The organism is Gordonia alkaliphila, from assembly GCF_039542465.1.
In the GTDB taxonomy this organism is placed as follows: domain Bacteria; phylum Actinomycetota; class Actinomycetes; order Mycobacteriales; family Mycobacteriaceae; genus Gordonia; species Gordonia alkaliphila.
The window spans coordinates 1-22319 of the sequence record NZ_BAABIE010000003.1; the positions used below are offsets into that span (position 1 = coordinate 1).

Sequence of the window (22319 nt, forward strand, 5' to 3'; positions counted from 1 at the left end):
TCCGGTGATGTGGAACCCGGACGCACCGACGCTCGGCCACCTTGTCGTACCCGCCAGGCATACTCTGCCGCGCAGCCCCCATCCGAAACCGCACAGGCCAGGACGTCACCCCGATGAAATTTCGAGGCTAATCGGGCCGAGCGCGTTGGTGACATTGAGCTCCACACCGGACAGGACGATGTCGGCCACAGGCTGTGTCAACGCGACCTCAGCCAGGGTGACGGTGGCGATCTTCCCGGCCTGGATCTCGAACTCCAGGTCTGCGGATGGAATCACGTTCGCTTCAACGCCCGCTTGGGCTCCGAGGTCGCCGAACTTGGCGCCGCCTCCTGAGCCCGAGATGGTGACTTCCGGGGCGACTTTGGCGTTGACCCCGCCGGTGAGCTTGAGCTCGGGGGTGTGCGCGGTGACTTTCACTCCGTTGGGGGCGACCGATACCGGGTAGCCGATCCTATAGCCGACCTCGAGTGTGGCGCGCACGTTCTTGCCGTCGATGTTCCCGATCGCCGCATGCACGTTCGAGGACAACAGCGCCTGCCCGGACAGGGGCGAGGAGTCCAGCGGCGAAACCGCACTCGCCGACTGCTGCACCGCAGACAACGCGATCGCCAACCCCTCGCGAGTCTGGTGGGTCTTCGCCCCGGCTGGCCCACCGGCCAACAGCGCGGTCATCGACAGCGCGCCGAGCAGGGCGAGCAGAAGGGTGAATGGTCGTCTCATCATCACTCCGAACTTCCTAGTGTTCTACGGGTAAGCCCCCGCGCCTACGGTAGGGGCGCGATGTCAACCATCGGGGCGGTAGATCCTCAAACAAGCAGGTAGAGGGAAGAAATCAAATTCCGGTCCGGAATTTTTCGCTCTACGACGTGCTCAACCTGCTGCCCGAGTCATGGACCGGCGACATCGGCTGACGACGCGGCTGGCCCGGACTGCACAGTCGGCTACCTCGCTGAAGCAGACGGCCTGCGCACCGGAACCATCGAGCGGAGGCGGCGACTCCCTCGAACCTCGGCCTCGCGGAACACCTGCAGATCATCGTGGAACGTCGGTGACCAACAACTTCCTGCGCGAGATCGGCGCCGCCGTCGGCTTCATCCTCTCGCTGTTCCTGCGCAACAAGGCCCTCTCCACCCGAGCCGGCCTCGCCGCCCAGGGCGAGGTCGACGAACCCGACGCCCCCTTCCGAAACGTCCCCAACCCCGCCTGACTCCACTCGGCCGCCGTTCGCGGCACCGACCAACACCCGCGTCAGCCTTTGTGCCCGACTGCCGCCTTGTCTCCTGGTGCGCCGACGACGCGGCTCCCCCGACTTCACTGGCATATACGGGGCCTCCTTGGTCACTATGACCACGGAGGCGTCCTCTGTGCCAGTGAACCTGCGAGATCCACCCCCGCGTCACTCCGTCGGCCCCGCACGGGCGCGGGCGGTGGCCGACCGCAGGCCCCACTGCCCCAGGCGGACCGGCACCACCACCTCGATCAGCAGGTCCTGGCCGTCCACCTCGCACCGCACTACCCGCGGCGGCCCCTCCTGCGCGTCGGCGATCTCCCGCGCCCGCGCACACGGCCGCTCGTCCCCACGCACGTGCGCCGACGCCGCGGCCAGCGCCCCCAGGTCGGCAGCGTTCTGCGCCCGGTGGCGGGCCAGCACACCCGCACCCAGGTAGACGATCGCGATCAACAACGCCGCCAGCCCGGCCATCGTCAGGGCCGCCGCCACCGTCACCGAGCCGTCGTCATTCGCCCACAGTCGCCGCCTCGACCCCGTCCGGTTCCATCGCCGCCACGCTGTGCGCCGAGACGTCGAACAACGGCAACAGCGGAACCTTCGCGCTGACGATCGCCACCACCTGCTCACCCTGACGGTGCACCTCGATCCGCGACCCCTTCGGCGCAACCCGCGCACCCACCGCCTGGGCCTCACTGTCGCCGGCCGCGGAGAGTCGAGCCACCTCACGAGCCGCATCGGTGCACCGCAGTTGCGCTGCGACGGTGCCGATCGCCGCCACGCCGAGCACGACGAACACCGCGAGTGCCGCGAGCGCATAGGCGGCCTCGACCGTCACCATCCCCGTCTCGTCCGCGGCAAGCCGTCGACACCACGACGTCCTCATCCAATCGACGTGGACAGTGCCCGGCTGATGATGCCGGTCAACGCACTCACCACGTTGTCGCCGCTGATGACGGTGTACAGAATCGCGCCGAACGCGGCGGCCGCGACCGTGCCTATGGCATACTCGACTGTGTGTTTTTACACCCGACATACTCCCTGGTCAGGGCTATTTCCTAGATTTGGCGCTAACCCCGCATACCGCCGCCACCCGCAACAGTAAGGACCCCATCATGAGTTACACCCTGCCCGACGGCCGCGACTGGAAGGACGCCTGCGCGGACTCCCTGGCCCGCCTCGACGCGCCGGCTCGCGCCAGCTTCATCGGCTCGGTCGGCTCGGCCATCCACGAGGACTTCGTCCCCGACGAGGCCACCATCGCCCAGATGGTCGACGACATCCTCGACGACACATCCGTCGAGGCCATCATCGCGCGCGAGCTGACTCGGGAAAACGACTGAGCGCCCACGGATACGGCGGCCGGCCGCACGCGGCAGGCCGCTGGCCGCATCAACGTCGAATCAAGGAGCTTCGCTGTGAAAGTGAACGAGGACCGAATCATCGAGCGGGTCGCTGCCATCCAGGCGCATGCCGGCTTCCGCATAACCGGCGGTGACCTCGCCGCCCTGCGTCGCGTCCTTCGCGGTGCGACGACCGTCGAGCAGGAGAAGGAGGCTGTCCTCGCCGAACTCGCCGCCGCGCGTGGCGGGCCGATCCGGACTGGTGAGGCCATCAAGGGCAATCTGCTCGGACTAACCGACGCCGCCGAACTCCACGTCGCCGAGCGCCGGATTGTCTCGCTGCGCATGGCACAGCTCGTCGCCGACCCCGGCGCGATCAACCACCCCGTGGCCGCGGAGCGGCCCGGGGAAGGCCCGTAGCAGCTGGCTCAACCGGAGTCGTTCAGCCGAACGACTCTGGTTCTTGTGTTTTGACGGATCATCCGACATATTCACTATGTAGCCGTACGGCTACATAGTGACTCAGGGGGGGGCGATCATGCATGGCTGTGCCACGGGGGCCGTGAAACAATCGGGCCGTGCCCGCACCCGACGCCCAACTGACCGCCGCTCAGCGGCGGGTCCGGGCTGTGCGTAGGCAGGCGCTCGCCGCGGCGCTCGTGGCCGCGCGCCAGTCGGCAGGACTGACACAGACTGAACTCGCCGAGGCCGCATCAATGAGCCGGAGCGCCGTCGCCCGCCTCGAAGCCGGTGACGCCGGCATCGCCAGCGATCGCTTGTGGGACATCTGCGTGGCACTCGGCCTGCGCCCGAGTGCCTTCTTCCAGCTGGCCGAGGCCGACGTCGACGCGGCCGAAACCCTCGGCGACGCCTAGATTCCGGCGCTTCCGGGGCTCTTCTCAACGACCGACACGAGCACGCCGGTCGATCTCACTCACACCTCGAAGGGGTACTCCATGCCCGAAATGCCACCATCTGTCGACTTCTACGCCGCTCTTGGCCTCGATCGCGCGGCGTCACCTCGCGACCTTGCCGCTGAGCTGTCGCACCGCATTGACCGGACCCCGCCCGGGCCCGCGCGTATCCCGTTGGAGCAGGCCCGTGCCGTCCTCGGCGATCCGGGCAAGAAGGCAGCGTACGACGCCCGCCTCAACGATCCGGCCGCACGTCCGTGGACGCCGCCCGAGCTGCACAACCTCGCGATGGCAACCCCACAGCCGTCCGGATTCGCCCGATTCACGGGTGCCGGGCGACAGCGGATTATCACTCTCAGCGCCGTTGCTGCAGCCCTCACTCTTGTTCTTGTTCTGGTCATCGTTGCAGTCACGTCCAGCGGTAGCGGCGGGGATGGCAGTTCTTCCACCGCTGCTGACCGAAGCAGCGGCACCACAAAGGACGGGGATTTGTACACCGACGCCGCCGGCAACGAGTTCATGTGCGGGCGCATGGACCGAAAGGGTCTGTACAGCGGGAAGAGCGCCGACTGGCCCGTGGAGCGGTTCAAGGATCCGGATGCTCGGCCAGCCCGAGCCTTCCTTCTGGAGCAGGCGATCGACCTGCCGCCAGCCTTCGACGCTCTCACCGGTCTCGAGACCCTCAGCACCGCCAACACCCCCTACTACTTCGTTTCGACCACGGTCGGCCTCGCCCAGTACCAGGACAAGAACGTGGGCGTGAATCTGGCGACTCCGTTGAAGGGTTGGACGCGCGAGACGGTGCGCATGAACGTCGCGGTGCTCTCCCGAGGCGGGCAGCTCGTCTCGTCGAACGCGTATGCGCCCGATCAGGCCAGCCAGATCCCCAAGCCGTTCGATCTGCAACAGCGGACACTTACGTCGGGTTACTACCGGATCGAGGCAAAGGACGGCGTCACGATTCCGTCTGTCGCGGCAGGCACCAAGCCAACTCAGAATTTCGCCTTGCAGATCCTGCCTGACGCGTTCGATGAAAACGTGTATTGGGTGCTCATGCGCGGTTCGGCCAAGCTCTACAAGGCCGGGTATTTTTGGATCACATCGACCACCGACCTGGCGCCGTACGCAGAGCAGTGCGACCAACCTGCATGACTCCCGCCGCCCCCGCGGCATAGCCGCCGACAAAGCCCTCCTCGAGACCGATTCGAGGAGGGCTTTGTCATGTCCACAACCACCGAAACGTCCCCGCCCCGCGTCTGGGTCGGGTGCGAAAGCTGTTACTCCGCAGGGCGCCTTGTCGGCATCTGGGTCGACGCCGTCGACGCGGCCAGCATCACCGCCGAGCAGATCCACGCCGAGTCCGACATCGACCCCGCGGCCGAGGGCTGCGAGGAATTTACGTGCATGGATGTCGATGGCTTGCCGACCACGGGCGAGCCTTCGCTGAGCGAGGCGAGCCGCTGGGGCGAGATCTACGAGGAAGTCGGCGCGACACAGTGGCCGGCGCTGTGTGCCTGGGTCCGGTCCGGCGCGTACTCCGCCGAGGGAGACACCGACTTCCCGGTGGTCAGCGACTTTCACGAGCGGTACTGCGGCGAGTGGAACTCATTCCGCGACTATGGGTTTCAGTTTGCCGAGGACACCGGCTTGCTGCAGGGCGTACCCGAAGAGGTCGAACGCTACTTCCATTGGGACGCGTGGATTCGTGATCTGGAGACCGACTACAGCGTCGAAACTGCTGGCTGCGGCACTGTTTTCGTGTTCCGGAACTACTGATGGCCAGCACGGATTACCTGACAGCCGCACTCGAGCTCGTCCCCGAAGCCTGGCTGCTCGGCGTCACCGCCGACGCTGCAGCGCAAGGTGCCACAGTCGGTTTCACCGCTGCAGCCGGGGGCCTCCGCACCGATGTGATCGACCGCATCCATGCCGTCTGCGCCGCGCGTGCCGGTGACCCCGAACGGGAGGCCCTGTCGGAGGGCCAGCGGCTCGACGCCCTGTTCCCGAACCACCGCGGCATCGGCGCGTTCGACCTGCTCGACGAGCTGGGGATCGCACCGGTGTACGTCCTGACTACTTCCTGCTGACCCTGAACCCGCACCCATGTCGGGTGCGGGTTCTTCCTTTTCTCGTAGACCTGACGCCCCTGCCGGGGGCACCCGTGGCAGGCGGCTCCTTCGTCGCCGCCGGCCACGGATCTGCTGCGGTGGGTTGCGGGGTGCGGTGTACTGGGTCGGTGAATGACGACGAGTCGATGACTCAGGCCGCGATTGACGCGGAGTTTCATGCGACGCGGGGGATAGGCAACCGGATTAACGCGCTGGCGCAGGCCGAGCTGGCCGTGGCCGCCGTCGACGAGCTGCCGGCCGACGTGCAGGAGCGGTTGGATCGGGCCATTGCCGCAGCGCTCGACGAGTTCGGTCCGCACCACGCCTGACCTGCTGTTCGCCCGGGCTTGTGACACACCGTCAGCTAAAGTCTGACGTCATGATTACGAGGCAGCTGGTCGACACCGACAAGTTCAACCCCGCACCGTCCTTGCCCTACAACCTGCGTGTCCTTGACTTCCAGGGCGCAATGCAGGATGTCTACGATTTCTTCTACGACGTGAACGTCCACTTCCAGGACAGGAGCCTGCCCCGACTGGACGACATGCTCCGTCCCGCGATCTGCTCGGGCGTGATCTCCGACATGCTCACCGAATCGTTGGCCAAACACTCGCGCTCGCTGACTGTGAACACGTATCACAACGGTCACCCTGACCTGCTCGTGCGCGGCGTCTACCCAAACGACAAGGTCAAGTCTGGTAGTGAAGGTGTGGAGATCAAGTCCACGCGCAACAAAGGCGGTGCCGTGGACACCCACGGCGCTCGCAAGCAGTGGATGTGTGTCTTCGTCTACACCGTGGACAACACGACCGAGCCCGCCACCGACCGGCATCCGTTGACCTTCACCGAGGTATATCTCGGCGAAGTGGTCCCCGACGACTTTCGCCGCAACGAGCGCGGTGAGCTGGGTACCCGGACCTCGACCCTCGATCGAGACGGCATTGCCAAGCTCCGCGAGAGCTGGGTCTACCTGGACAAGGACTGATCAGACCGTCGGGTACTGGACCTTCAACTCCGACAGCGCCTTGATGCTCGACTTCGCCACCTCGATGTAGGCGGGGTCTCGCTCCACGCCGATACTCTGGTAGCCCACAGCCTCGGCTGCCGCCAGTGTCGATCCCGACCCGGCGAAGGGGTCCAGGACTACGCCCTTTTCCATTGGCAGGACCCCGCGCACAACCTGGCGCAGAAATGCCTGCGGCTTAAGCGACGGGTGGGCCGCGATGGTCCGCTCCCTGCGGTTGGTAGGGGCCGAGCGGATGACGTCGCCGAACGGCAGGTCATCTGACACCCGGCGCAGGCCACCGGTGCCCCACTCGGCCAGGTTCTGCGCTACGGTCCCCTCGACCGGCTTGCGGAACAGCAGCCAGGGCTCCCACATACTCCGGGGCATCACCGACACGTCGGGGTACAGCTCGTGGGCATTCTTCGGTCGGTCGCCGCCACGCATTGTTTGCACCAACCTCACGATCTCGCCGCGGCGCTCCAGGCCGGCGCGCCCGAGGGCGTAAGACACGAGATGTGAGACCAGCGGGTTCGCTGCCACCACGACATGCGCACCCGGCACGAGCGCTGGCAGCAGCGCCTCGCCGAACTCGCGGAAGAACCGTTCGAGTGAATCGAGTTCCGCCGAGGACAGCGTGGTGAAACGAGGCAACGGCGCCCGCTTGTGCCCGTCGAACGAAGGCGGCACGCGCCAAACTCCACCCTTGCCAGCGCGGAGCTTCGCCTGCTGGGCATTGGTGTATTCGACCAGGCCGTACGGCGGATCAGTCACCACCCCGTGGATCGATCGCGGCTCGCGTGCCCGCAGCCAGTCGAGCGCGTCGGCCTGGTACAGCGAGGCCTGCCCGAACTCGAACGCCACCGGCGCCGACTCTGCCGTGTCGGTCTTGGGTGCGCGCGCTGACTGGTTGGCCAGCGCGTAGCGGCCCCGACCGACGCGCTCGAACATGTCTGGCGTGTTCAGTCCAAGGTACGATCGCACCGACGACGCCGGGACCGCCCTGCCGAGCTTTGCCGAAACCCCCGCGCAGACCTCCGCCGCCGATGCGTCCGCGTTGATCTCCTCGAAGTAGGCGACGATCGCATCCCGCACCTCGCCGGGCCGCTGACGCTCTGCCACTGTGAACCTCCGCTTTTGACGTCTGGACGTCAATCCTAGGAGTTTCGGCACCGAGACGGCAACTCCGGTCCCGGCCAACGCCTAGACCAGCGTCCGCGCCGTGAGTCGGCTCGCGCCCATAGGGAGCCCAGCACCCATACATCCGGTTCCACCAGGGTGTACCCCTGCCTGACGCCACCGAATGTCGGATTATCCGTCAAAACGAAGTGGGTTTGGCAATCACTTGACACAATCAAGGCGACGTTATAGACTTGGTTTGTACAAACACGAAGTGCCGCGACAGACGCGGACGACAGGAGGCCATCATGAACGAAGTCACCCACATCACCGGCCAGGGCACCGCCGACGCCGGCTACAGCATCCGCATCCACCGCGCCGGCCGCGACGTGATCCAGCGCCGCGACCAGCTTGAAGCACTGACCGAAGGCCAGCGCACCATCGTCGCCCGCCGGCTCAAGGGCCTCGGCGGCAAGAGTTTGCCGAAGGTGGACAGTGCCGCGGTGTGGCGGGCGCTGGACGCGCTGGAGGCTTTCCAGTCCGATCCGACCGCGCTCGTGATGACCGCCGGCCTCGATCCCGAGGAACTGCGCGCCCGTTCCTTCGCCGCGGTGCTGAACGCCGTCGGGCGCGACGGCCTGGCGGCGGCCCCGGCCGCGTGGGCACCGAAGGCGGTCGCATGAGCGAGCGGATCGGATACAAACGAGTCAGCTCCGTCGACCAGAAGACTGACCGACAGCTTGACGGCGAGACCCTCGACGAGGTCTTCGAGGACAAGGCGTCGGGCAAGGACACGGCCCGCCCACAGTTGTACGAGGCGATCCTTCACTCCCGCAAGGGGGACGAGCTGGTCGTGCACTCGATGGACAGGCTCGCTCGGAACCTCGACGACCTGCGCGCAATCGTCCGGGCCCTCACCACCGGCGGGACCATGACTATCGACGGCCGCAAGATCGAGCATAAGGGTGGTGTCCGGGTTCGGTTCGTCAAGGAAGGGCAGACGTTCACCGGCGAGGATTCGCCGATGAGCAACTTGATGTTGAGTTTACTGGGCGCGGTCGCTGAGTTCGAGCGGTCGCTGATCCTCGAACGCCAGCGAGAGGGGATCGCGATTGCCAAGGCCCAGGGCAAGTACCGGGGTGGCAAGCCCAAGCTCGACGCCGACCAGGCTGCCGAGCTGGTCCGCCGGAAGGCCGCTGGCGAGCGCGTCGCCGACCTCGCGCGGGAGTTCAACGTCTCCCGCCAGACCGTGTACACGTACGCCAACGACTGATCGACTCGCGGCGGCGCAGCCGCCACCAAGGGCCTCCTCGGAACCAACCGAGGAGGCCCTTTTCATATGTCTGCACCACCCACAGCCCGCACAACGCAGGAGCTCGCGCGCGAGGCCCTGCGCACCGTCGGCATCGACGTCGCCGGCGAGAGCATCGACAGCGAGCGGCTTGTCTCGTTCCTGCCGTGGAAGGAGTCGGCATGACCACGCCAGCGCAAGCGCGCCGCATAGAAGCGCTCATCACCAACGGTGATCTGGCTCCCGGTGCTCGCGGTATGCCGTACGCCGAAGTCATGGAACAGCGCGCCGGTGCCGAGGCGATCGATCGAATCGCGCTCATGATCCGAGTCACCAACGTCTATCCCTCGGCACAGCATGTCCACGACATGGCTGTCACCGTCGATGCCCCGGCCGCCGACGTGCTCGCCGACGCAGAACTGCTCGATGATTGGGCGGCAGGTCAACTGTTGCCGTTCACGGGGGAGGGGCCGGAATATGCGAACACCCGCGCCACCTACTACATCGAAGTTCTGACTGCACCAATGCAATTCGGACGACTGGTCGGCTACGAACACGTTGCGGAGGGCTGACTGTTGAGCTTCGAGCCCGAGCTGGTTGGCTTCGAGATCCTTGCTGCTCACGAACTCCGGCGGGGTGACGTTCTGTTAGATCTCGGCGCGGAGTTGACCGGGCTCGTCACGGGGCTGCGCAGCACTGACCTCAGCGAGCCCGGCGATAACGCGCTTGCGGAAATCGCCGTCGTCCTGCGTTGGCGTGACGAAGAGCTTCTCCATACAACGGTCATCGCCGACATGCTCGAGCTGCGCGTCATCGTCGCGCGCCGAACCTGACCCCCTCCCGGGCGGGGTTCGTGGCCCCGCCAGCAGAAGACCCCCGCAGCCATCGGCTGCGGGGGTCTTCCCTTCCTCTACGTCTGCTCGGTCTACTCGTGGTCGTCCGCGTCCGGGACCTCGGCCAGCTCGACGAGGACTACCGAGTCGCCCATCACGGCGAGCGCACGTGTTTCGCTCCCGGCGACGCCCTGGATTGCGTCGACCTGTGCCTGTCCGTCGACCAGGCCCGCCGCGTCGGTCGGCACCTTCCCCGTCACGGCGTAGACGCCGGCAGCGCCCGGCTGACACGAACCCGCACCCGCGTCGTCGCCACCGGGCCACGCCTGGTCACCGGTGACGGCGACCTTGTCACCATCGACGGTCACATCGGCCTTCCACCAGCCAGCTTTGTCGACCCGGGCCTTCTTCTCGGCTCGGGTCAGCAAGACCTCGGCATAGGCGCCCCAGGTGTTCTTGCTCAACTGCAGCAGACCAAGCTGCCCGGTGACCCCATCGGCGTTGGTCTGTGCCTCGACGAACGCGGCGGGCAGCGGCGCGGACGACAGCACGTCCAACTGCATGGCCGGGGTACCCGAGCCACTGACCATCGCGGAACCAAGGCCAGAGGCTGTGCACGCGTCGACATCGCTAACCACCTCGCTCTTCTTGCTGCTCACCGCAGCGCGAGCCTGTGACGACTTGGCTGAGGCCGCATCCTTCACGTCGGAGACGGTGTTCTGGTCACCGACGGCGGACAAGCCGTACGCAAGGCCGCCGCCCACCAGGAGTGCGGCTACGGCGGCCCCCGCGATCAACAACTTCGGGGCCTTGCCGACCTTCTGCTCAGCACCGCCACCGTCTGCCGGCGGCTGCGCCGCAGGCGCCGGAGCGGGGTCATCGACCGTATGGAGCGGGTCACCGTTCTCGTCGACAGGATTGCCGTCGATGTCGACGAAGGTGCCGTCCGCCTGCTCGTAAATCTCGACTTCGACCTCCTCGTAACCGTCAGACATTGTCGACCCCCTGAACCTTCACGACCTTCTTGACGACCTTCTTGACCGGCGCGGGAGCCGGTGCCGGTGCCGGTGCCTGGGCCACAGGTGCAGGCGCGGGTGCCGGAGTTGCGACAGGATCGGTGACGACGCCCCTGCTCTTCAAGCCGCGGATCATGTTCGGCACCAAGCTCGGGAAGACCACGAGCGCGCCGGCCATCGCGGCGGCACCCCCGGCCACATAGAGGTTCGAGAACACTCCGAGCGCAGCGGCGACGCCGGCGCGCAGGATGAGGAACCCGATCGCGTAGCCGGCCGCGATGAGCGCCATGACCGGCATGCTCGCCTTCGCCATCCACGCCGCGTACTCACCAGCGACCTGCGAGACGACGCCCTTGGTGACGGCGAACTCATCAGTCCCGTTGTCGCCCTTGGGGATTGAGATCCGCCCGCGAGCGTAAGAGAGCTTCACCATCATGACGATCATCATCGAGAGGCCGCTGGCGGCCATCTCGGCGTTCGGCCCTTGCGCCACGGTCCAAGCGATCGCCCCCGCGCCGCCGAACAGCAGCAGCGTGGCGACGATCCGCAAGATCTCGCCAGTGCCGGTCTGGATGTGGACCTGGACAGGTTGGTTCGTGCTCATGCCTTCTTCTCCTTGTTCTCGATCGCGAGGTGCACGACGATCGAGCCATGCCCCTCGGTCAGCAGATTGATCTCTTCGGCGATCCGACGCAGAGGCTCCACGACATCGTCGGTCGTGCGGTTCTTCGCGTAGAACGCGCTGCGCGCAGCCGCGAGCTGGTCCGGCCAGGCCGAGGCCGTCGTGTCGACGGCGTAGAACGCCTCCATCGCTGCGATGCCGGTCGCGGCCGCGAGCGTCTGCTCCCGGCGTGAAGCCTCGAAGTCCTCAGCTTCCATCTCAGTTCTCCTCGTTGTCGTCTGCGTCAGCGAGGAGTTCCTCCGCGTACAGGTCGAGTTCGGTCTTGACGGGCATCGGAGCGGCGATACCGGCGTCGAGATCACCGAGGACCCAGTCCAGGGCGTGGATCTCGGAGCTGTTGGGGAATTCGCGCAGGTACTCGTTCATCAGCCACTCGATGTGGCCGTGACGATCAGACGCCGGGATCGGGGACGCGGCCAGCTCGCGGCGCGCGTCGGCCAGCATCGCCGCCCACAGCTCGGGCTGCTGGTCGACACCCGCGGTGGCCTCGATCAGCGCCACCGTGAAGGCGGTGCGGCTCAGCCCGAGCAGTGCGCGCTCGCGATCCTCGCGGCCGATCTCAACGGCCGCCGCTACGCGACCGGTACCGCCGATCACCTTGCGCGCCTGGCGCAGTCGGAAATCAATCGTCATGTCAGTTCTCCTTGTTGTCGTTGCTGTCGTTGCTGTCTTCGTCATTGCTCAGAGCGCCCCAGTACGACGGGGCCTCTGGTTCTGTCGCTGTCGGTACCTCCGGCTCGGCCGGCGGCACGTACGCGTCGTCTGCGCCGTAGACGGCGAAGTCCAGTCGCTCGCTATCAGGCGTGACCCGCCACGAGCCGTCCTTGTTCTTGCTGGCCGGGGCCACCGCCTTCTTCGGCACGCCCGCCCAGCCCCACGCCCAGATCTGGAACGCGACCATGCCGAGCGCCGCGATCACCTGCAGTGAGATCCAGCCAGCCCAGCCGCCGAATCCGATGAACGAGCTGGGGAAGTAGCGCCCGACCCCCACCCAGAAACCGAGCACCGGCCAGTCCGTGAAGAGCCATCGTGCGATCACCAGGAGCGCGGCCGCAGCGGCCCACGGCCACCACCACAGACGCCCGATCCGGGGTGAGGACCACTCCAGGGCTCTGTAGGCCCCGTAGCCGATCCCCAGCCCAATTCCGATCAGTCCGGCGGTCGCCAGTGCCGCGAACCCGAGAAGCCCGCGGCGACGCCGCTCGCCACCCGGCGCGGTCGTCCACCGGCGCCAGGCGCGGGCAGGAATCTGCTGGTGCACCGGGGCGCCGGCCAGACCGGCCCCGCCGCGCTGGGCGCGCCAGGCGGCGCGGGTCAGCAGATCTGCCCGACGCATGCGCGAAGTATCTGCTCTCGCACCATCGCGCAGATGCTCAGCGCGCTCGGACTCCCAGCGCGACTCGCCCCGTGCCGCGGCAAACGCGTCCGCCTTGGCCCGGACGTACCGCTGGACCGCTGCCACCCGCTCGCTCATCGCAGGCACTCGGCGAGCTGCGTCGCGGTCTGGATCGGCAGGCACGCCTCGATCCGCGCCTGGTCGTGATCGCCCGACAGCGCGCCGCCGCACGCCGCCCCAGCCGCGAAGACCGCGGCGGCGATTACCCCCGCCCCGATCATCCGGCCGCTGATTCTGCGGCCTCCCTGATGTCCCATCGCGTCCTCCTGTTACCCAGTGGGGGTATCGAATCGTGTTCGTCAAACCATACCCCCGTGGGGTATCGTCGTCAACACAAAAGCAGGTTTGACCTGCACCGATAGAGAGGATCTGAGGAATGAGCGTTTTGGATTCACGACAAGTCGTTCCGCTGACCAGCGCGGAACTGGACCAGTTGCGGCAGGCGGCCGGCGCGCGTGGGATTAGCGCCGGACTGTTCGGCCGGGGGTTGATGCGCTTCGCTCTGGAGCACGCTGACCGGCTGGACGCGGCGATGGAGCGTGAGAGTGAGGAGGCCGCTGCGCGCGTCTCCGCAGGGGCGCGGCGGGCGATCGCGCAGCGGTGGGCGAAGTGATGGCCGGCGTGTTCAAGAAGACGGCCGCCGGGGCACCCGCCTCGACGGCACCGCCGCCGGACGAGCCGTACGTAGGCCTCGATCCTCAGACCGGCCGGCACCGCCGCACTGGCATGCCGCACGCGCTGGTCACCGGGGTCACCGGGTCCGGCAAGAGCCGGACCGTCCTGTCAGTGGCCGCGTTGGAGTGGGGCCGTCGCCCCGCGGTCATCGTGAGCAGCAAGGCCGACCTCGCGGGACTCTGCGCGCCGACCCGCGCGACGTACGGGCCCTGCTACTTGATGGACCTGAGTGGCGAAGTCGACGATGCCGAGCTGGCCGGTGCTCGCGTGACCCGCGTGGCTAGTGATCCGGTGGCCCTGGTCCACAACGACGACAGCGCCATGGAACTTGCGTCGTTGCTCCAGGAGGTCGGACCGCTCGCCTCGGGCTCAGGACAGGGCGGCGGAGGAGGCGACGGCGACTTCTGGAAATCGCTCGCACTGCCGGCGCTGGCCGCCATCCTGCGGGCCGCGACGACCTACTACGACGCGGAGCAGAACGCCGACCTCGACGGCGGCGGGATTCGGTGGGCGCTGCAGGCCTGCATGATCGAGACCCCGCCCGGCGGCCTGGACCCGGATCCGGGCGCGCCGCTGGACCTGGAGACACCCTCGTGGGACACCGCCATCCACCGGCTGCAGAGCATCGGTTCCCGCCACGAACTCGGCCTCATCGCGTCGAAGGGCCGCCCGGACGAGCAGCGCAGTTCTATCGGTATCAACATGCAGGTCGCGCTCACGAGCTGGCTCATGGACGCGGTCGCCGGCGACGGCAGTCTTCCTCGGTTCACGCCCGAGATGCTGGAGGAGAAGGGGGCGTCCCTCTTCATCGTCTCGCCGCTGACCGGTGCCGCGGCACCGGCCGCCTCGGCCACGCTGACCTCGCTCGTCAACCACTGGCGCAAGCGGGTCGGCAAGCTGCCCGCACTGCTGATGATTGTCGACGAGCTGCCGAACACGAGCCCGTTGCCCCGCTTGTCGAACTGGATCGGTGAAGCCCGTGGCCTCGGTGTCCGCATCATGGCCGCGGTGCAGGCCTCATCGCAGTTCGAGCGCCGCTGGGGTGCCGCCGGCCTGCGCGAGCTGCGAGACCTCTTCCCGGAAGTGCTCATCCTCCCGCCCGGTACTGCGGAGAAGGAGTTCCTGGAACAGGCCAGCTGGGCGGCCGGCCAGCTGGAGCGCGGCACCGCGTCCACCGATGTGGCCGGGCACGCCTCGGGTGGCCGCGACAAGGTGGACGCCATCAGTGCGGCCGCGCTGCTGCCGCCGCGCGGCCACGGTCGCTTGCTCATCGCCGGCACGCCCGGGCATTTGGTGAAGCTGCCGGACATCGACTCAACGACGCTGAGGGTCGACCGGCCCCGGTAGCCGGCCAACACAAGACCCCGGTGGCTGATGCCACCGGGGTCTTGTTGTCTGCGCGGTCGGGTCTACATGCGCTGGCCGCGCTGAGTAGCGGTGCGGCGCTCGGCCGCCATCACGTTCATCGCATGGACCCGCTCACGGGACGCCGCCATGCGCGCACGGGCGAGGTCGGCTCGATCCTGCCCAGGGGCGCCGTTGTCGCGGTCGGCCGGCACCTGGCCGGATCGCTGGGCGGGCCGCTGACCGTCGGTCACCGCCTCGGCGTGGAGTCGCCGCTGCGACTCCAACTGCTCGCGCCGCCGGGCTTCGGCCCGGTCGCGCCGGGCGTCGGCGGCATTGCGCTGCTCCTCAACCTCGGCGATCCGGCGCTCGGCCGCGGCGCGCTGCCGTGCGCGGGTCTGACGCGTCTGCTTCTGCGCGACCCGAAACTCCTCGGTGCCGAGAGCCTCGGCCCCGAAACGATGCTCTACCGCCGCGGTGCCGCCCTTCTCGATCAGCCCGCGGATCGCTCGCACGCGCTCGACGTCAACCTCTACCTCTGCCATCTCACTCATCCTTTCGTGCCGCGAGCGGCCTGCTCGCGGTGATATGCCGCCCGGCTTCGCAGCGCCCGGGCCTCAGCGCGGTAGCGCGCCGCGGTATCCATCGACAGCACGTAGGCGTGGCTCCCGCCGCCGTACCACCGGGCCGAGCGGTCCTCCCGGTCGGCGGCCTGGGCTTCCAGGCGGTCGGCCTGCCGGTCAGCCAGCCGGGCCTCGCTCTCGTGGCTCAGCTCAGTCATCTCCGTGCTCCTTTGACTAACTACTACTGTCGCTGTCCGCGCTTGCGGTCTTGCTGGGCTTGCTGCCCGAGTCGCTCGGCGTAACCGTCCGCGGCCCGTCGACTGCGGGCCGCGCGCTGATGCGCTGTCTCGGTCATGAACATCTCCTTGGACACGCCGCCGGGGCGGCCCCCCTGGCGCTCGGCGTTCTCCAGCCCCATTCGGTGCGCCACCGCGAGGACTGGCTCGCCTGTCTGGTCGCGCAAGCCCTTAAGATTGCGAATCAGCTCGGCGGGGGCGCGGGCCTCCGCGGCCTGCGGGTCGTAGCGCGGCGTCGCCTCCAGCCGCTCGGCGATCTCCCGCTCGGTGGCTAGGGCCTTCTCGCGAGCCTGTCTGGTAACCCGCTCGTGCTCAGCGGCGGTCAGGCGCGCCCGCTCGGCCGCCTCGCGCTCGGCGGCTGCGGCGTCACGCTCGGCCTGGGCCTCGGTCCTGCCTTCGGCGAGACCTTCATCCCTGGCCTTGCGCTTCACCTCGGGGACCTCGGCGAGCTGACGATCGAGCTGCTCGGCCTTGACCACGGTGCGGCGGGCGACCTCCGTGTCGATGTGTGTCTCCCGCGCCGTGAGACGGAGCTGGCGATCGTTGAGGCGGGCTTCCTCAACCCGCACCTCGAACTCGTCGCCGCTCAGCTCCTGCGCCCGCTCCGCGAGCGCCTCGAACTCGGCCGCGACGTCGAGGCTGGCAGCGACCCGTTCGTCGGCCAGCCACTCAGCGGTCTCCTCAACCGCCGCCCGGTCGTGCTGGAGGTCCTTGAAGTCGCCCAGCTCCAAATGACGATCATGGCGGGCTTCATCACGTTCGCGGCAGACCGCGAAGCCCTGGTCGATCATCCGCTGCTTGAACTCGGCGTGGTAGCGCCGCATCTTCGTGCTCGCGGTGTCCTTGACCAGCTTGGCGGAACCGTCGGCGAGCAGCACAGGCTGGCCCTCGCCGTCGAGCGACGGGACAAGCCCGTCGCTGGGGTGACGGCCGAAAGCCTTGCTGTAGCCGTTCTTCAGCGCGTCTGGATTCTTCTTGCTGGGCGCCGCCGTGAACGGGTCACCGAGCACCTGCAGGTGAGGCCGACTCTCGTCCAGGTTGATGCTGTACCCGTGGATCGCGTCGTGACCTCCCGGGGCGATGTCCGCATGGGCCTCAAGGCACGCCGCGAAGTAGCGGTCCATCTCGTCTCGGTGCTCGGGCTTCACCCGGTAGCGGGGCAGCATGACCGGTTCGCCCTCGCGGGGGCCCGACGCGAAGAACTTGGGATCGCCGTTCTTGTCCACCGCCTGGTAGGTGGTCCCGTCGGGCTCCAGGTACGCCCAGGGGGCGTGGTAGACGGTCGTCGTGGCCACCCGGTTGCCGACACTGAGCTTCGCCGCCACCCGGGCAACCCGCTCGTCGCCGTACCGAACAACCTCTTCGATGTCACCAGTCTCGCGGAAGCCGCCGGCGCCATCGTTCACCATGTCGACGTTCAAGCGCGTCCGAGCGGGGTTGATCGCAGGGTTCTTGCGGGCGTAGAGCGCAATGGCGGCCGGTCCCGCAGTCTTGCGCTGAGCCTCAAAGGTGATGTTGCGCCGCGCCGATTGATCACCGCTGGCTCCCTGGCTCTGCACCGTCGCCCAGCTCATCGACGCGCGCGAGGCGCGCGTGGCCTTGACGTCAGCCATGGGGGTCTCCCTTCGTTCACCAGGTGGGAATCAGGCGCTGTGCGCCCTCGGTCGGGCCTTCGATCCTGGACCTCGCCTGCGGCGAGGGATCGGCCCGAAACGGGGGTATCCGTGCTGTTCACAATACCCCTATGGGGTATAGACCACAAGGTGTTACGCAGCCCTTCCTATGCGCCGTAGGAAGGGACGTTTGGACTCGCTGCGCTCGCCAAACTCTCGCTGCGCTCGCCCTTCCCCCTGGCGCCCTGCGGGGCAAAGCGGCCCTGCGGGCCGGGTGGCCGCTGCGCGGCCCAACCCGCTGTGTCGAAACCGCTGGTCACAGCGATTCGGCTTACCCCACAACGCCGATAGAACGGGCCCGGGGCGGCCCGTCGCGTGTGGTCGGCGTGGTGGCCGAGGAGCTGGTGCGTTTTTGCGGGGTAACGGCGGGTGGCGTCACCCGCTCTTATTCCATTTTCACGGTTTCAGTCATTTCGGGGCTCCAGGGCCCGTCGCGACGACTGTTTCCGAATCGCCGCAGGTCAGCGGGGGTGCGCAACCCCCCTCTGCTTACGCTATAGCGCTAGCAAATTGGCTATAGCGGGGCCGCGAGGGGGCGCGCAACCCCCTCGGCCGAAAATCCGTTACCGCAGGTCAGACGCCATCGCAGGGGTGCGCAACCCCGCGACGCGTGTGACGCGGCGGTCGAAACCCCCTCTAGCTAGCGCGGTAGCGCCGGTTTGAGCCGGGAATCGCCTCTTCGGGATGGTCGTTTCCGCTAACCACAATGGCGCTCCGCGGGCTGGCCACGTCGAGGCCCAGATCGACGCGCTTGGCTGGCGCAGCCCCGACACCGACGCCGCGGGGGTGACGTCGGGACCCGGGGCCTGCTCGATGACATCGGCACCAGCCGTCGAGGGGCATCGACGGGTCTCGCACGGGTAGAGCACAAGACCCCGCCGGCCAGTGGCAGGCGGGGTCTTTGTGGTCGGTGCGGTCAGTCGCCGACAGCCGTGAGCTGAGGGCGCTCAGGAGCTACCTCGGCGGCCGTCTTGATCCATCCGCCGATGGTGCTCTTCGCCCGACCGACCTCCCCTGCGATCTCGCCGCGGGAAGCTCCGGCCGCGTCCATCTCCAGCACCCGCGCCAAGTCGGCCGTGTCGGCGGTGATCGACGTGGTCGACCGGACACGCTCGGCCAGGTCGATCCACTCGGTCGAGCTGGTCTCGGACGACCGGTCGAGGTCGTCGGTCGAGTCCAGCTCGACCGGCTCGTGCGGGCGGTCGGTCAGGAACTCGTCCGGTCGGGCGACCGGCTCGGCCGCACCGTGAACGACCGGCTCGGTCGGGCCGCCCCCGGGATCGGTCGGCCGCTCGGCCGACCGGACGACCGGAGTCAGAGCGACCAGCTCGTTCGGCGTCAGGGCGACCGGCTCGGTCGGAGCGTCGACCGAGCCCAGGCCCGCGACCCGGTCACGCTGTATCTGACGGCTCGCCATGAGCACCAGGACGGTGCACACGACGATCGCAACGTCGAGCATCACCGGCACCAACCACGCCAGCTCGACGCGAACCTTCGCCATCTGGGCGACTACGAACAACGCGTCGAACGACAGCGCGAACGCCGCTGCGGCGATGACCACCACGCCGGCCAAGGCCCACGCACGACCCCTTCCGGTGAACTTCGTGCTGGCCATCGCGAGCACCTCCGTGACCAATAGCAATGTCACCGGCGGGATCATGTGTGCCGCCGCCGCCCACCCCGGCGACAGTGACGTCGAGGTCACTGGAGGCGCGGCGTACGCATAGACCGCGTTGCCGGCGACCGACAGCAAAGAGACGAACACCAACACGCTCGCGTAGAGCCGCCGGCCGTAGGTCTCGACGGGTTTCATTGTGTCCGCGATCATGCGACCGCCACTCCCTCGGGTGAAGTGATCCGGTCAGGGCTCCGCAGCTGACGGGAGACGCGGCCCAGGAGCGACTCGACCCACCGGGCCTGACTCGGCGTCATTGGGCGGCGACGGTTGAACATCGATGTCAGGAACTCGACCTCACGCGCATTGAGGAGACCGGACCAGTGCAGCAGGGCCAGCTTACGGCGGGTGAGATCGCGCGTGAGGTCGAGCGTGCCGCGTATCGTGATCGCCGCCCTCATCAGGGCTATGTCCGCGAAGTCCGATGCCGCCGACGCCATCGTCAGGTCACCGAAGTGTGCGATGCAGCCGCTGCCGATCGGGTACAACTCGGCACCGGACCGATTGTCGGTGATGGTGTACAGGTAACGCAGGCCGGTCTGACCGCACACACAGATACCTGCGGCTTCCTCGTCTACGCACACGCCGATGACCCGCCAGCCCAGGCGTGCCGCATCCCAGGGCAGACCGCTCGCGGCCTCCACTGCGCGCACAAGCGTCAGGCGGAGCCGCGCCCCCGTCGCGGCGTCGGTGATGATCTGGTCGTAGTCGTGGGTGTTCATCTCTTGCTCCTCTGAAAAGTCGTCCTTCGATTTCTCTCTCACCTCGCTTATCGGGCAGCGGCGTCACCCCCGGCAGAAACACTGAAGCTCCCCGTCGCCGAATCCCGCGTCAGCGCGCCGCGCAGAATCAAGGCCTCCATCGCATCGCCTTTCATCGACCGATCCCGGCCAGCGATCAGGCGAGAAATCCTGGACTCCGTCGCGGGTTTACCGGCAGCCTCCAGCCGCGCCACTCCGCGCAAGATCACCGCGCAAACGCGGTTCAACTTGGCCTCGTACGCTGAGCCCTCGGCCGCATCGCGTTCGACGCCCAGGACCGAGCCTCGTTCAGCGGCGGAGGTCCGCTCGGCAGCCGCCAGGTCGTCCGCCACCGCCTGCCGCGTCACGTCGCTGCGGACCATCACAGCGCCAGCCAATTGCCAGTCCTCCTCGTTGGGCTCGATCCGTCCGTCGATCGCGCAGAGCGCCGCCATGACCTTGAGGCGGGTGAATAGGGCGTGCCCGTCCAGCGCATCTCCTTCGCCCCGCATGCGCGCCACATGCGCGTCCAGGACGGTGTCGGCAGCTACCGCCGGGACCGGCATGGTCCACGGGTCGGTGGGCCATGCGGACGGCAGCGCCAGCGGAGCAATCGCCACCGGGCCACCAGTCCGACGTGCAATGGCGGGGTCCGTCACCGGCATCCAGATGAAGCGCTGCGGTGTGCCTCCGGCTGAATCAGCCAGCAGTGCCCCGGCACGCTCGGCCTGGACGCCCACAGTCATCGCCAGCCGGTAGCCATGCGCGCCGGTGGTCAAAGCCTTGTCGGCTGTTGCGTATCCGAATCCAAGCTCCTCGCCCGACCAGGCATTTCGCAGCTTGCTCATCAGCGTCGCGCTCGATCGCTGCCCGAGCGCGCCGAGCGTGTCCACTTCCGCGACTCCCAGCGCCACCGACCGGCGCAACCAGATCATCCCGTTTCCGTCGATCTCGGCCTGCTTTGTGGCTCTTTCCACAGGCGTGGCGCGCCGGACGAACTGATGCGCGAGACCTTCACCCGAACCGACTTCGACGCTGCCGATCTCCGGGCCGTGGGGCACGAGCTCGCGCGCCACGGCCTCGGCGGCACCCTTGCCGGCGCCCGAAGGGCCCACGAGGGCGGCGAAGAAGTTCAGTGAACCGCGCCCGCCGATCAGCGCCGGCAGGGTGACCGTGTGCGGAACGGTGCAGATCACCCGGGTAACCGTGGCTCCCAGGACGCCCCACGGAGCGGCCATCCGGTTCCGTGCCGCGTCCCGGACAGCCCTGAGGGAATCCCGCGATTCCCAGAACTCATCGTCGGACTCGGGCTCGGCCCCGGAACCGCCGCCCGCCGGAGGCGGGGGAGGCGGCGAAGCGGGCCCGGCCTCTACCAGGTCGCCCAGCTCGTCCAGCTCGGCGAAATCGATGGTCGGGGTTGCGGCGATCAGGTCATGCCCGCGCGGATTGGTCAGCATCCGCTTGAACTCGGCCCGTGCAGCGCCGAACGTGCGGCCGTCACCGGCAACCGCGTCGACGAACGCCTTGTAGAGCACATCAAGGGCGTCGCGGACACCTTGGTGATCCTGTTCAGCAAGCCGCAACAGGGCCAGGACGTGCTTCACCGTGCTGTCGTGACGACTACCGCCCACCTGCAAATCGGTCAAGGCCTCGTTCAGGCGCTTGGACACCGCAGCGTCGGGCGCCCCATCGGGCAGCGTGCTCAGGATCGCCGGCACATCGACGCTCTGGCCATTGGTGAGCGGGACTGTCGCCGCCCTCAGTTCGGTGACCCACCGGTCTGGCAACATCGCCAAGTCATCGACCGCCGGGATGCTGATCTCACTCCCGTCAACGTCCAGCCACCGGTACAGGCCGCCAGTCGTCGGGTGAACACTGGGATGCGCCAGCACATACCGGTGGTGTCTTTGGACGATTTCGACGTCGGAAGTGCCGTCCATAGTGAGCTGGCCTTGCAGCCGCGTGCCAGGGGGAACGCGGTACAGCCGGATGCCGCTCACACCGTCGGCCCGTGACGTCGAGAGCACCGTCGGCGGCAATTCGCCCCAGGCGGCTTCGGCCGCGGCCAGGGTGGCGGACCCTTGCTTGGCGTCGTAGGCATCGACGTCTATGCCTACGACGCCGTCGGGCATGGCCAGCGCCAGGTTTCCGGTCGCATGGTCCTCACACCACGCGAAGATGTCGGCGTAGCTCGGCGCGGATGCACCGTCGCCGGTATAGCCTGTCGGCGGCGGGAATTTCTGGCCACGAGGCAGCGGCAAGATAGAACGCCACCCGCGTGCCCAATAGGTCGGTGCGGCAGCGCCGTACCCAGTCGAGGTATCTGCGGGACCCGCGCCAGCGTCCTCTGAACTGCTATTATCGGGTAGTTCGTCGATGTCGGCGCCGTCCTCAAACGCCGCGTCGAGATCGAGCATGGC

Annotated in this window: 32 protein-coding genes and 1 pseudogene; 16 read left to right on the top strand and 17 right to left on the bottom strand. The window is 67.7% G+C overall.

From position 1 onward, the window contains the following. Nucleotides 1–105: 105 nt before the first annotated feature. Nucleotides 106–723 carry an MspA family porin gene (locus tag ABD989_RS03770; protein ID WP_345312711.1) on the bottom strand — a complete coding sequence of 206 codons (618 nt, stop codon included), beginning with the start codon at nucleotides 721–723 and terminating at the stop codon, nucleotides 106–108. Nucleotides 724–1048: 325 nt separating this feature from the next. On the opposite strand from ABD989_RS03770, the gene ABD989_RS03775 reads away from it, so the two are divergent. Then, complete coding sequence (locus ABD989_RS03775; RefSeq protein WP_246993598.1) at nucleotides 1049–1207, top strand: hypothetical protein; 159 nt, start codon at nucleotides 1049–1051, stop codon at nucleotides 1205–1207. A 189-nt stretch (nucleotides 1208–1396) separates the two neighbouring features. On the opposite strand, the gene ABD989_RS03780 is transcribed toward ABD989_RS03775, so the two are convergent. The 3 genes and pseudogenes from ABD989_RS03780 to ABD989_RS03790 form a co-directional block, all read right to left on the bottom strand. Next, nucleotides 1397–1726, bottom strand: coding sequence for an Rv3654c family TadE-like protein (locus ABD989_RS03780; RefSeq protein WP_246993597.1), 330 nt, complete (start codon nucleotides 1724–1726; stop codon nucleotides 1397–1399). 10 nt (nucleotides 1727–1736) lie between these two features. Beyond that, nucleotides 1737–2069 (bottom strand): TadE family type IV pilus minor pilin, encoded by a 333-nt coding sequence (locus ABD989_RS03785; RefSeq protein ID WP_246993596.1) that lies wholly within the window; start codon nucleotides 2067–2069, stop codon nucleotides 1737–1739. Between the two features lie 41 nt (nucleotides 2070–2110). Continuing rightward, nucleotides 2111–2245, bottom strand: a pseudogene (locus ABD989_RS03790) (DUF4244 domain-containing protein); the annotation flags it as partial. A gap of 98 nt (nucleotides 2246–2343) precedes the next feature. On the opposite strand from ABD989_RS03790, the gene ABD989_RS03795 reads away from it, so the two are divergent. The 8 genes from ABD989_RS03795 to ABD989_RS03830 all read left to right on the top strand — a co-directional run bounded on the left by ABD989_RS03795 (nucleotide 2344) and on the right by ABD989_RS03830 (nucleotide 6578). Next, entirely contained in the window at nucleotides 2344–2571 is a 228-nt protein-coding gene (locus ABD989_RS03795) for a hypothetical protein (RefSeq protein WP_345312490.1), read from the top strand. 75 nt (nucleotides 2572–2646) lie between these two features. Continuing rightward, the gene (locus ABD989_RS03800) at nucleotides 2647–2991 is read left to right on the top strand and encodes a hypothetical protein (RefSeq protein WP_345312491.1); all 345 of its coding nucleotides are present in this window, start codon (nucleotides 2647–2649) and stop codon (nucleotides 2989–2991) included. A gap of 158 nt (nucleotides 2992–3149) precedes the next feature. Further along, on the top strand, nucleotides 3150–3446 hold the full coding sequence (locus tag ABD989_RS03805; protein ID WP_345312492.1) for a helix-turn-helix domain-containing protein: 297 nt from the start codon (nucleotides 3150–3152) through the stop codon (nucleotides 3444–3446). An 81-nt stretch (nucleotides 3447–3527) separates the two neighbouring features. Next, complete coding sequence (locus ABD989_RS03810) at nucleotides 3528–4637, top strand: J domain-containing protein (RefSeq protein WP_345312493.1); 1110 nt, start codon at nucleotides 3528–3530, stop codon at nucleotides 4635–4637. 69 nt (nucleotides 4638–4706) lie between these two features. Next, nucleotides 4707–5261, top strand: a complete 555-nt coding sequence (locus tag ABD989_RS03815; protein ID WP_345312494.1) for an antirestriction protein ArdA — start codon at nucleotides 4707–4709, stop codon at nucleotides 5259–5261. Then, nucleotides 5261–5572, top strand: coding sequence for a hypothetical protein (locus ABD989_RS03820; protein WP_345312495.1), 312 nt, complete (start codon nucleotides 5261–5263; stop codon nucleotides 5570–5572). The genes ABD989_RS03815 and ABD989_RS03820 overlap by 1 nt, the downstream gene beginning before the upstream one ends. Nucleotides 5573–5721: 149 nt before the next feature. Next, nucleotides 5722–5922 (top strand): hypothetical protein, encoded by a 201-nt coding sequence (locus ABD989_RS03825; protein ID WP_345312496.1) that lies wholly within the window; start codon nucleotides 5722–5724, stop codon nucleotides 5920–5922. A gap of 50 nt (nucleotides 5923–5972) precedes the next feature. Further along, the gene (locus tag ABD989_RS03830; protein WP_345312497.1) at nucleotides 5973–6578 is read left to right on the top strand and encodes a hypothetical protein; all 606 of its coding nucleotides are present in this window, start codon (nucleotides 5973–5975) and stop codon (nucleotides 6576–6578) included. Here ABD989_RS03830 and ABD989_RS03835 read toward each other — a convergent pair whose 3' ends face one another. After that, complete coding sequence (locus ABD989_RS03835; RefSeq protein WP_345312498.1) at nucleotides 6579–7718, bottom strand: DNA-methyltransferase; 1140 nt, start codon at nucleotides 7716–7718, stop codon at nucleotides 6579–6581. Nucleotides 7719–8023: 305 nt separating this feature from the next. Here ABD989_RS03835 and ABD989_RS03840 point away from each other — a divergent pair, with 305 nt between their 5' ends. The 5 genes from ABD989_RS03840 to ABD989_RS03860 all read left to right on the top strand — a co-directional run bounded on the left by ABD989_RS03840 (nucleotide 8024) and on the right by ABD989_RS03860 (nucleotide 9839). Beyond that, complete coding sequence (locus tag ABD989_RS03840; RefSeq protein WP_345312499.1) at nucleotides 8024–8398, top strand: hypothetical protein; 375 nt, start codon at nucleotides 8024–8026, stop codon at nucleotides 8396–8398. Beyond that, nucleotides 8395–8988 (top strand): recombinase family protein, encoded by a 594-nt coding sequence (locus ABD989_RS03845; RefSeq protein WP_345312500.1) that lies wholly within the window; start codon nucleotides 8395–8397, stop codon nucleotides 8986–8988. The genes ABD989_RS03840 and ABD989_RS03845 overlap by 4 nt, the downstream gene beginning before the upstream one ends. A gap of 66 nt (nucleotides 8989–9054) precedes the next feature. Continuing rightward, the gene (locus ABD989_RS03850) at nucleotides 9055–9192 is read left to right on the top strand and encodes a hypothetical protein (protein WP_345312501.1); all 138 of its coding nucleotides are present in this window, start codon (nucleotides 9055–9057) and stop codon (nucleotides 9190–9192) included. Further along, nucleotides 9189–9578, top strand: a complete 390-nt coding sequence (locus ABD989_RS03855) for a hypothetical protein (protein ID WP_345312502.1) — start codon at nucleotides 9189–9191, stop codon at nucleotides 9576–9578. Before ABD989_RS03850 ends, ABD989_RS03855 begins: the two co-directional genes overlap by 4 nt. A 3-nt stretch (nucleotides 9579–9581) precedes the next feature. Continuing rightward, nucleotides 9582–9839 (top strand): hypothetical protein, encoded by a 258-nt coding sequence (locus ABD989_RS03860; RefSeq protein ID WP_345312503.1) that lies wholly within the window; start codon nucleotides 9582–9584, stop codon nucleotides 9837–9839. 92 nt (nucleotides 9840–9931) lie between these two features. Here the strand turns inward: ABD989_RS03860 and ABD989_RS03865 are convergent, their stop codons facing one another. From ABD989_RS03865 to ABD989_RS03890, 6 genes are all read right to left on the bottom strand, one after another. Further along, nucleotides 9932–10834, bottom strand: coding sequence for a hypothetical protein (locus ABD989_RS03865; protein WP_345312504.1), 903 nt, complete (start codon nucleotides 10832–10834; stop codon nucleotides 9932–9934). Further along, nucleotides 10827–11459, bottom strand: coding sequence for a hypothetical protein (locus tag ABD989_RS03870; RefSeq protein WP_345312505.1), 633 nt, complete (start codon nucleotides 11457–11459; stop codon nucleotides 10827–10829). The genes ABD989_RS03865 and ABD989_RS03870 overlap by 8 nt, the downstream gene beginning before the upstream one ends. Beyond that, nucleotides 11456–11734 (bottom strand): hypothetical protein, encoded by a 279-nt coding sequence (locus ABD989_RS03875; RefSeq protein WP_345312506.1) that lies wholly within the window; start codon nucleotides 11732–11734, stop codon nucleotides 11456–11458. Before ABD989_RS03875 ends, ABD989_RS03870 begins: the two co-directional genes overlap by 4 nt. 1 nt (nucleotide 11735) lies before the next feature. Further along, nucleotides 11736–12170: a hypothetical protein gene (locus ABD989_RS03880; protein WP_345312507.1), complete on the bottom strand. Its 435-nt coding sequence runs from the start codon at nucleotides 12168–12170 to the stop codon at nucleotides 11736–11738. A 1-nt stretch (nucleotide 12171) separates the two neighbouring features. Further along, entirely contained in the window at nucleotides 12172–12873 is a 702-nt protein-coding gene (locus tag ABD989_RS03885; protein ID WP_345312508.1) for a hypothetical protein, read from the bottom strand. A 134-nt stretch (nucleotides 12874–13007) separates the two neighbouring features. Then, nucleotides 13008–13190 (bottom strand): hypothetical protein, encoded by a 183-nt coding sequence (locus ABD989_RS03890; protein ID WP_345312509.1) that lies wholly within the window; start codon nucleotides 13188–13190, stop codon nucleotides 13008–13010. Between the two features lie 119 nt (nucleotides 13191–13309). Between ABD989_RS03890 and ABD989_RS03895 the strand changes: the two genes are divergently transcribed. Both ABD989_RS03895 and ABD989_RS03900 read left to right on the top strand, forming a co-directional pair. Next, complete coding sequence (locus ABD989_RS03895) at nucleotides 13310–13546, top strand: hypothetical protein (RefSeq protein WP_345312510.1); 237 nt, start codon at nucleotides 13310–13312, stop codon at nucleotides 13544–13546. Further along, nucleotides 13534–14955 (top strand): TraM recognition domain-containing protein, encoded by a 1422-nt coding sequence (locus tag ABD989_RS03900; RefSeq protein WP_345312511.1) that lies wholly within the window; start codon nucleotides 13534–13536, stop codon nucleotides 14953–14955. The genes ABD989_RS03895 and ABD989_RS03900 overlap by 13 nt, the downstream gene beginning before the upstream one ends. 62 nt (nucleotides 14956–15017) lie before the next feature. Here ABD989_RS03900 and ABD989_RS03905 read toward each other — a convergent pair whose 3' ends face one another. From ABD989_RS03905 to ABD989_RS03930, 6 genes are all read right to left on the bottom strand, one after another. After that, a complete protein-coding gene (locus ABD989_RS03905; protein WP_345312512.1) occupies nucleotides 15018–15497 on the bottom strand; it encodes a hypothetical protein in 480 nt (159 codons plus the stop codon). 5 nt (nucleotides 15498–15502) lie between these two features. Continuing rightward, on the bottom strand, nucleotides 15503–15733 hold the full coding sequence (locus ABD989_RS03910) for a hypothetical protein (RefSeq protein WP_345312513.1): 231 nt from the start codon (nucleotides 15731–15733) through the stop codon (nucleotides 15503–15505). 23 nt (nucleotides 15734–15756) lie between these two features. Next, nucleotides 15757–17424, bottom strand: coding sequence for a coiled-coil domain-containing protein (locus tag ABD989_RS03915; RefSeq protein WP_345312514.1), 1668 nt, complete (start codon nucleotides 17422–17424; stop codon nucleotides 15757–15759). A 976-nt stretch (nucleotides 17425–18400) separates the two neighbouring features. Further along, on the bottom strand, nucleotides 18401–19312 hold the full coding sequence (locus ABD989_RS03920) for a DUF2637 domain-containing protein (RefSeq protein ID WP_345312515.1): 912 nt from the start codon (nucleotides 19310–19312) through the stop codon (nucleotides 18401–18403). Continuing rightward, the gene (locus ABD989_RS03925; RefSeq protein WP_345312516.1) at nucleotides 19309–19881 is read right to left on the bottom strand and encodes a hypothetical protein; all 573 of its coding nucleotides are present in this window, start codon (nucleotides 19879–19881) and stop codon (nucleotides 19309–19311) included. Before ABD989_RS03925 ends, ABD989_RS03920 begins: the two co-directional genes overlap by 4 nt. 47 nt (nucleotides 19882–19928) lie before the next feature. Beyond that, complete coding sequence (locus ABD989_RS03930) at nucleotides 19929–22316, bottom strand: bifunctional DNA primase/polymerase (protein ID WP_345312517.1); 2388 nt, start codon at nucleotides 22314–22316, stop codon at nucleotides 19929–19931. Nucleotides 22317–22319: the final 3 nt, after the last annotated feature.

Excerpts from the sequence above, each read along its gene's own strand:
- ABD989_RS03770 (WP_345312711.1), bottom strand. The coding sequence starts at position 723 with ATGATGAGACGACCATTCACCCTTCTGCTCGCCCTGCTCGGCGCGCTG.
- ABD989_RS03785 (WP_246993596.1), bottom strand. The coding sequence starts at position 2,069 with ATGGTGACGGTCGAGGCCGCCTATGCGCTCGCGGCACTCGCGGTGTTC.
- ABD989_RS03795 (WP_345312490.1), top strand. The coding sequence starts at position 2,344 with ATGAGTTACACCCTGCCCGACGGCCGCGACTGGAAGGACGCCTGCGCG.
- ABD989_RS03810 (WP_345312493.1), top strand. The coding sequence starts at position 3,528 with ATGCCCGAAATGCCACCATCTGTCGACTTCTACGCCGCTCTTGGCCTC.
- ABD989_RS03815 (WP_345312494.1), top strand. The coding sequence starts at position 4,707 with ATGTCCACAACCACCGAAACGTCCCCGCCCCGCGTCTGGGTCGGGTGC.
- ABD989_RS03820 (WP_345312495.1), top strand. The coding sequence starts at position 5,261 with ATGGCCAGCACGGATTACCTGACAGCCGCACTCGAGCTCGTCCCCGAA.
- ABD989_RS03830 (WP_345312497.1), top strand. The coding sequence starts at position 5,973 with ATGATTACGAGGCAGCTGGTCGACACCGACAAGTTCAACCCCGCACCG.
- ABD989_RS03840 (WP_345312499.1), top strand. The coding sequence starts at position 8,024 with ATGAACGAAGTCACCCACATCACCGGCCAGGGCACCGCCGACGCCGGC.
- ABD989_RS03845 (WP_345312500.1), top strand. The coding sequence starts at position 8,395 with ATGAGCGAGCGGATCGGATACAAACGAGTCAGCTCCGTCGACCAGAAG.
- ABD989_RS03850 (WP_345312501.1), top strand. The coding sequence starts at position 9,055 with ATGTCTGCACCACCCACAGCCCGCACAACGCAGGAGCTCGCGCGCGAG.
- ABD989_RS03855 (WP_345312502.1), top strand. The coding sequence starts at position 9,189 with ATGACCACGCCAGCGCAAGCGCGCCGCATAGAAGCGCTCATCACCAAC.
- ABD989_RS03865 (WP_345312504.1), bottom strand. The coding sequence starts at position 10,834 with ATGTCTGACGGTTACGAGGAGGTCGAAGTCGAGATTTACGAGCAGGCG.
- ABD989_RS03870 (WP_345312505.1), bottom strand. The coding sequence starts at position 11,459 with ATGAGCACGAACCAACCTGTCCAGGTCCACATCCAGACCGGCACTGGC.
- ABD989_RS03875 (WP_345312506.1), bottom strand. The coding sequence starts at position 11,734 with ATGGAAGCTGAGGACTTCGAGGCTTCACGCCGGGAGCAGACGCTCGCG.
- ABD989_RS03880 (WP_345312507.1), bottom strand. The coding sequence starts at position 12,170 with ATGACGATTGATTTCCGACTGCGCCAGGCGCGCAAGGTGATCGGCGGT.
- ABD989_RS03885 (WP_345312508.1), bottom strand. The coding sequence starts at position 12,873 with ATGCGTCGGGCAGATCTGCTGACCCGCGCCGCCTGGCGCGCCCAGCGC.
- ABD989_RS03890 (WP_345312509.1), bottom strand. The coding sequence starts at position 13,190 with ATGGGACATCAGGGAGGCCGCAGAATCAGCGGCCGGATGATCGGGGCG.
- ABD989_RS03895 (WP_345312510.1), top strand. The coding sequence starts at position 13,310 with ATGAGCGTTTTGGATTCACGACAAGTCGTTCCGCTGACCAGCGCGGAA.
- ABD989_RS03905 (WP_345312512.1), bottom strand. The coding sequence starts at position 15,497 with ATGGCAGAGGTAGAGGTTGACGTCGAGCGCGTGCGAGCGATCCGCGGG.
- ABD989_RS03910 (WP_345312513.1), bottom strand. The coding sequence starts at position 15,733 with ATGACTGAGCTGAGCCACGAGAGCGAGGCCCGGCTGGCTGACCGGCAG.
- ABD989_RS03915 (WP_345312514.1), bottom strand. The coding sequence starts at position 17,424 with ATGGCTGACGTCAAGGCCACGCGCGCCTCGCGCGCGTCGATGAGCTGG.
- ABD989_RS03920 (WP_345312515.1), bottom strand. The coding sequence starts at position 19,312 with ATGATCGCGGACACAATGAAACCCGTCGAGACCTACGGCCGGCGGCTC.
- ABD989_RS03925 (WP_345312516.1), bottom strand. The coding sequence starts at position 19,881 with ATGAACACCCACGACTACGACCAGATCATCACCGACGCCGCGACGGGG.
- ABD989_RS03930 (WP_345312517.1), bottom strand. The coding sequence starts at position 22,316 with ATGCTCGATCTCGACGCGGCGTTTGAGGACGGCGCCGACATCGACGAA.